We start from the raw sequence: 6091 nt of genomic DNA on the forward strand, positions 1-6091 counted from the left end.
GGCTTACTGCCGGAACACCACCGCGTCCAGCCCCAGCGCGCGGATGCGCACCGCCGCGTCATCGGCGAGCGCGCGGTTGGCGAACGGACCCACCCGCACGCGGGTGCGCTGACCCGTGGGCGCGTCAACCACCTGAATGAACGCCGGCAAGCCGGCATCGATCAACCGCGTGAGCACGCGGTCGGCGTTGCCGGCATCGGCAAACAGGCCGACGTTGATGGCAAAGCTCTGCTGCGCGTCCGCGCGGGAAGACGGCGCGGCGGGTGCGGGTGGGGGTCTTTGCGACGACGTGGTGGAGGATTCCACCGAAGGCGTGGAAGGCAAGGGCACCGGTTCGGCTGGCTGACCTGGCGGCGGTTCGGCGGGTGGCTCTGCAGGTGGCTCCGCGGCTGGCGAGGGTGGTGCCGGTGGAGGTTCTTCGGCCTGCGCAGGAGCGGGCGGCACGGGCGTGGGCTCCACCGGCGCCACCACCGCCGGCAACACCACCGTGGGCAGCACCGGCCGTTCGTTCACCCACCGGGACAAACCCCAGTAAGCCCCCAACGCAGCGGCTGCCAGCACCGCGTTGATGACCGCCAGCACCCACCAGCGCTTGCGGGAGCTTGAGCGCTGTGCCAGGGCGACACAGGCCTCGCGCACCGTGCTGGCCTCGCGCACGGCGCGGGTCATGCGCCGGCGCGCGTCGGCGTGCAGCCAGGCGTTGCCATACACGCCCGGAATCAGGCAACTCAACACGAAGATCGCGCCCAGAAAACCCCACTCGGCGAGCGACGGCATGGCCAGCCACTCCCGGCCCAGCCCCAACACGAGCAAGGCCAAACCTTCCACGGCAGCCACGTACACCAGGGCAGCGCCCCAGAGCTGGCGAAAGACGAGCCAGTTCAGGGTGAGCAAGGCAGCGGCCCAGTTCCAGCCGGGGCCGGCCTGTCCCGCCTCGTCGAAGCGGGCAAACACGGGCAAGTACCGACCGACATTCACCGGACCCAATGCCGCGCGGTACAGCGCGGTGGTCGCGGTCTCCGAAGCGGGCTGCGGCGTGACGGTCATGCCGGATTCTGGCACGGCGTTTCGGTGCGTTTCCTAGGGGTGAACGATGGCCTCGTCGCGTGCGATGCGGCCGTCCACCAGCTCCACCAGCCGGTCGCAGCGCGCCGCCAGCCGCGGGTCGTGCGTGACCACGACGAACGACACGCCGCGCTCGGCGTGCATGCGCCGCAGCAGCACGAACACCTCATCGGACGACGCCGTGTCCAGGTTGCCGGTGGGCTCGTCCGCCAACACCAGTGGCGGCTCCATCACCAGCGCGCGGGCGATCGCCACGCGCTGCTGCATGCCGCCCGACAACTCGGATGGCCGTTTGTCCATGGCCTGGGCCAGACCCACCGCGTCCAGCAATTCGCGCGCCTTTGCCAACTGCGCCGCACTCACCCGGCCTTCGGCCATGAGCGCGGGCATGGTCACGTTTTCCAGCGCGGTGAAGGCCGGCAGCAGGTGGTGGAACTGGAACACGAAGCCGAGCTTGTTGCGCCGGCGCATGGTCAGGCCGTTGTCGTCCAGCCCCTGCACCGCTTCGCCCTGAAAACGGTAGGTGCCCGAGCTCATGCGCTCGAGCAGGCCAACGATGCTGAGCAAGGTGCTTTTGCCCGAGCCCGAAGGACCGATGAGCGCGATGAATTCGCCCGGCATCACGCGCAGGTTCAACCCGTGCAGCACCTCGGCTTCGCTGGGCAGGCCGGCGTTGTAGGTCTTGCGGACATCGCTGAGTTCGATCAGCGCAACGGTGTCGGGGGGGGTCATCGCGTCAGATGCGGATGGCCTGGCCGGGGTCCATGGCCGCCGCGCGGCGGGCCGGCGCAATGGCCGCCAGCACGCCACACACCGTGGCCAACACGGCCACCTGCAGCGCCAGCAGGGGCGGCAAGGCGATGGAGAACAGCGGCTGTCCGTCGGCGCCGCGCACGAAGGTGGTGAACAGCCAGATCATCAACACGGCCAGCGCAATGCCGAGCACCGAACCCACCGCGCCCACCACCGCGCCCTGCACCAGGAACACGCGCAGCACCTGGGCCCGCGTGGCGCCCATGGCGCGCAGGATGCCGATCTCGCGGCGCTTCTGCACCACCGACACCACCAGCACGCTGGCAATGCCCAGCACCACCACCACCAGCACCACGCCCCGGATCAGGCTGGTGCTCACCGACTGCGCATTGAGGGCCGAGACCAGTTGCGCGTTGCTCTCCTGCCAGCTCTCCAGCTGGTAGGGCAGCTGACGGCGCAGGTCTTCGGTGAGCCCCTGCGCGGCCCACACGTCGTCCACCGTGAGGTCGATCGTGGTGGCGCCGCCGGGCAGACCGAGCAGGCTTTGCGCGGCCCGCAAGGGCACGATCACGGTGCGGCGGTTGAGTTCTTTCACACCGAGATCCACCAGCGCGGTCACCCGGACCGATTCACTCACGGTGCTGGTCTGCACCGTGAGGCGGTCGCCCACGCGCACGCCCAGATCGGCCGCCAGGTCGCGTCCCACGATGGCCTCGCCGGGCGCGAGGCGTGCGGTGCCGCTGACCACCTTGCTGCGCAGGCCGACGATGCGGTCGTAGCGGTCCAGCTCCACACCGACCAGCGAGATGGACTGCGTGGCCTCGCCGCGCAACGCCAGCGCGCCGCCAGCCACCATGGGTGATACCGCCGCGATGCCGGGCAGCCGTTCGAGCTGTGGCACCAGCGCCTGCCAGTTGGCCACCGAGCGCAGGCGCTGCGCGCGCGGCTGGGCTTCGGTCAGGGTGGTCGTGCCCGGCGCCCGGATCGCGGGCGGCGCCACCACGTCGTCGGGCGCGCTGAGCGTGATGTGGGCCTGGGCGCCGAGCGTCTTGTTGAGGGTGTTGGTCTGCAGGCCGCTGATGAGCGCGGAGATGTAGGCAATCACCGCCACCCCGGCCGCCACGCCCACGATGATCAGCACGGTCTGCATGCGCCCCTCGCGCAGGAAGCGCAGTGCCACACGGCGTTCAAATCCCAGCCAGGCGCTCATGGGGTGCTCAGCGCCCCATGGCATTGGTCAGCGCAGCACCGGCGTCGGGCGCTGCCGCTCCGGGGACCGTGCTCTGGCCCGGCCGCCATTGAACGCGGCGCACACGCACGCGGCTGTCGGCCTGCGGCGTGCCACCGATCAGCACCACGTCGCCTTCGGCCAGACCCTCGAGCACCTCGGCCGCGTCGAGCGTGCGCAGGCCCAGCTTCACCGCGCGGCTGCGTGCGTGGCCATCGGCGCTCACCATCACAGTCGTCGATCCGTCGGGCAGCGCGGTGCGCAGGGCGGCCAACGGCAACACCAGCGCCTTGTCTCGCCGGGCGGTTTCCACCTCGACCGACACCGTCATGTCTTCGCGCAGAAAGGCCGGTGCGGGCGCGTCCAGCGTGAGCTTGACCTCGATGGCGCCGCGCTGCGCATCGACCGACGGGGCGATGGACAGCACGCGCGCGGCCAGCGGCTGCCCGGCAAAGGCATCGGCCACCACACGCGCGACCTGGCCGGTCTGCAGCTGGTCCAGAAAACGCTCGTCCACCGGCGCCACGATCTGCGTGGGACCGGCCAGCGCCAGGCCCAGCAAGGCCTTGCCGGGCTGCACGATCTGGCCGGGTTCGACCTCGCGCAGCAGCACCTGCGCGTCGGCCGGTGCCACCAGCGTGGTTTGCGCCAGCCGGGCGCGCGCCGCCTGGGTGGTGGCCTGGGCCACGGCCAGCTGGGCCTGCGCCTGCACCAGGTCGGTCCCCGATTCTTCGTTGGCCCGCGTTTGCGAGCGCGCACTGGCCTGCTGAGCACGGGCCACGTCCAGGGCGCGACGCACTTCATCCAGCCGCGAGGCGCTCACGAAGCCCTGTGCCACCAGCTGTTCGGTGCGCGTGAGTTCGGCCTGGGCGGCGCGCACGGTGGCCTCGGTCTGGGCCAGCGCGGCCTGGGCGGCGGTGCGCCCGGTGCTGCGCAAGCCCGCCAGCCGGGCCGCGGCCTGGCGCTCGGCCGCCTCCGCCTGCATGAGTGCGGCAGCGAGTTCGTCGGATTCCAGGCGCAGCAGCACGTCGCCCCGGCGAACGCTGGCGCCTTCTGCCACCAGCACGGCCTGCACCCGCCCGGTGATGGTGCTGCCGATCTCCACGCGCGAGAGCGTGGCCACCCGGGCCGAAAACTGCAGGCTGCGCACCAGCGGTGCCGCTTCCAGCTCGACCGCATCCACCTTGGGGTGGCGCCAGAGCCAGCCGGCCCAGAACGCGAGCACCAGCAGCACGCCTGCTGCACCCCATCCCCAGCGGCGTTGAGCGGAAGACAGGGTCATGGGTGAGATGACTTCAGTTGCCGGGCTGGAACAGCCCGTTGTCGGCGGCGGGCGGCGCCACGCCCAGGTGCCGGTAGGCCGCCAGCGTGGCGATGCGCCCGCGCGGCGTGCGCTGCAGGAAGCCCTGCTGGATCAGATAGGGCTCGATCACGTCCTCAATGGTGTCGCGCTCCTCGCCGATGCTGGCTGCGATGTTGTCCAGCCCGACCGGTCCACCGTCGAAGCGGTGGATCACCGCTTCGAGCAGCTTGCGGTCCATCAAATCAAAGCCTTGCGGGTCCACGTCGAGCATGGCGAGCGCACGGTTGGCCATGTCCTGCGTGATGGTGCCTGTGCCCTTCACATCGGCGAAGTCGCGCACGCGGCGCAGCAGGCGGTTGGCGATGCGCGGCGTGCCGCGCGAGCGGCGTGCGATCTCGAAACCGCCTGCTTCGTCCATGGGCGCGTTCAACAAGCCGGCGCTGCGCTTGACGATGCGCGCAAGCTCTTCGGACGTGTAGAACTCCAGCCGCGCCACGATGCCGAAGCGGTCGCGCAGCGGGTTGGTGAGCATGCCGGCGCGCGTGGTCGCACCCACCAGGGTGAAGGGCTGCAGGTCCAGCTTGATGCTGCGCGCCGCCGGGCCTTCGCCGATCATGATGTCGATCTGGTAGTCCTCCAGCGCGGGGTACAGGATTTCCTCGACGACCGGGCTGAGCCGGTGGATCTCGTCGATGAAGAGCACGTCGTTGGCTTCGAGGTTGGTCAGCAGCGCGGCCAGGTCTTTCGGCTTTTCCAGCACCGGTCCGCTGGTCTGGCGCAGGTTCACGCCGAGTTCCTGCGCGATGATGTGGCTGAGCGTGGTCTTGCCGAGGCCAGGCGGCCCGAACAGCAGCACATGGTCCAGCGCCTCGTTGCGCTTCTTGGCCGCGCCGATGAAGATCTCGAGCTGCTCGCGCACCTTCACCTGGCCCACGTACTCGTCGAGCAGCTTGGGGCGCAGGGCGCGCTCGATCGCCTCTTCCTTGGGCGAAGCCGGCGCGGCGGACACCATGCGCGGCGCCGGGGCGAAGTCGTCGGTCTGGATGCTCATGGTTGTTACTTGGCCAAGGCTTTGAGCGCGAGCTTGATGCCTTCGCTGACACCCACATCCGCCGGCAGAGGCTTCAAGGCGGCCGCGGCGTCCTTGTCGCTGTAGCCCAGTGCCATCAGGGCCTGCTGGATGTCGCTCTGCACGTCGCTCTGGGCCGGGCCGCCACCCGTCAGGTTCAGATCGGCACCGAGCTTGCCCTTGAGTTCGAGCAGCAGGCGCTCGGCGGTCTTCTTGCCGATGCCGGGCACCTTGATGATGCGGCCACTGTCCTGCGCGCTGATGGCCTGGGCCAGGTCGCCCACGCTCATGCCCGACAGCACCGAGAGCGCAGTGCGCGGGCCCACGCCGCTGATCTTGATGAGCTGGCGAAAGGCCTCACGTTCGGGTGATGTGGCGAAGCCGTAGAGAATCTGGGCGTCCTCGCGCACCACGAAGTGGGTGAGCAGGGCCACCTTTTCGCCGGTGGCGGGCAGGTTGTAGAACGTGCTCATCGGCACATCGACCTCGTATCCGACGCCGTGGCAGTCCAGCAGGATCTGGGGTGGGTTTTTCTCCAGCAGCGTACCGGTCAACTTGCCTATCATCTGGACATCCTTTTGAGGAATTATCGGCTTGATTCTCAGACACACCTTCTCTCCGCCCGACAACGTCCGCATGGGTCACCTCTGCGGCCCGCTGGACACCCACATCC

At 69.7% G+C, this 6091-nt stretch carries 6 protein-coding genes; all 6 read right to left on the reverse strand.

Features of this window, described 5'->3' with window-relative positions:
* Positions 1-3: 3 nt before the first annotated feature.
* Genes Q1W68_RS11160 through ruvA form a run of 6 tightly spaced genes read right to left on the reverse strand, consistent with a single transcriptional unit; the run spans position 4 to position 5984 of the window.
* A complete protein-coding gene (locus Q1W68_RS11160; protein WP_300651191.1) occupies positions 4-1047 on the reverse strand; it encodes an SPOR domain-containing protein in 1044 nt (347 codons plus the stop codon).
* Between the two features lie 33 nt (positions 1048-1080).
* Positions 1081-1797, reverse strand: coding sequence for an ABC transporter ATP-binding protein (locus tag Q1W68_RS11165; RefSeq protein WP_300651193.1), 717 nt, complete (start codon positions 1795-1797; stop codon positions 1081-1083).
* Between the two features lie 4 nt (positions 1798-1801).
* Complete coding sequence (locus Q1W68_RS11170) at positions 1802-3028, reverse strand: FtsX-like permease family protein (RefSeq protein WP_300658364.1); 1227 nt, start codon at positions 3026-3028, stop codon at positions 1802-1804.
* 7 nt (positions 3029-3035) lie between these two features.
* Entirely contained in the window at positions 3036-4328 is a 1293-nt protein-coding gene (locus Q1W68_RS11175; protein WP_300653821.1) for an efflux RND transporter periplasmic adaptor subunit, read from the reverse strand.
* Between the two features lie 13 nt (positions 4329-4341).
* Positions 4342-5400: a Holliday junction branch migration DNA helicase RuvB gene (ruvB, locus tag Q1W68_RS11180; protein ID WP_300716698.1), complete on the reverse strand. Its 1059-nt coding sequence runs from the start codon at positions 5398-5400 to the stop codon at positions 4342-4344.
* Between the two features lie 5 nt (positions 5401-5405).
* Positions 5406-5984 (reverse strand): Holliday junction branch migration protein RuvA, encoded by a 579-nt coding sequence (gene ruvA, locus Q1W68_RS11185; RefSeq protein WP_300658360.1) that lies wholly within the window; start codon positions 5982-5984, stop codon positions 5406-5408.
* Between the last annotated feature and the right edge of the window lie 107 nt (positions 5985-6091).

It is taken from the genome of Hydrogenophaga sp., assembly GCF_030158645.1.
In the GTDB taxonomy this organism is placed as follows: domain Bacteria; phylum Pseudomonadota; class Gammaproteobacteria; order Burkholderiales; family Burkholderiaceae_C; genus Hydrogenophaga.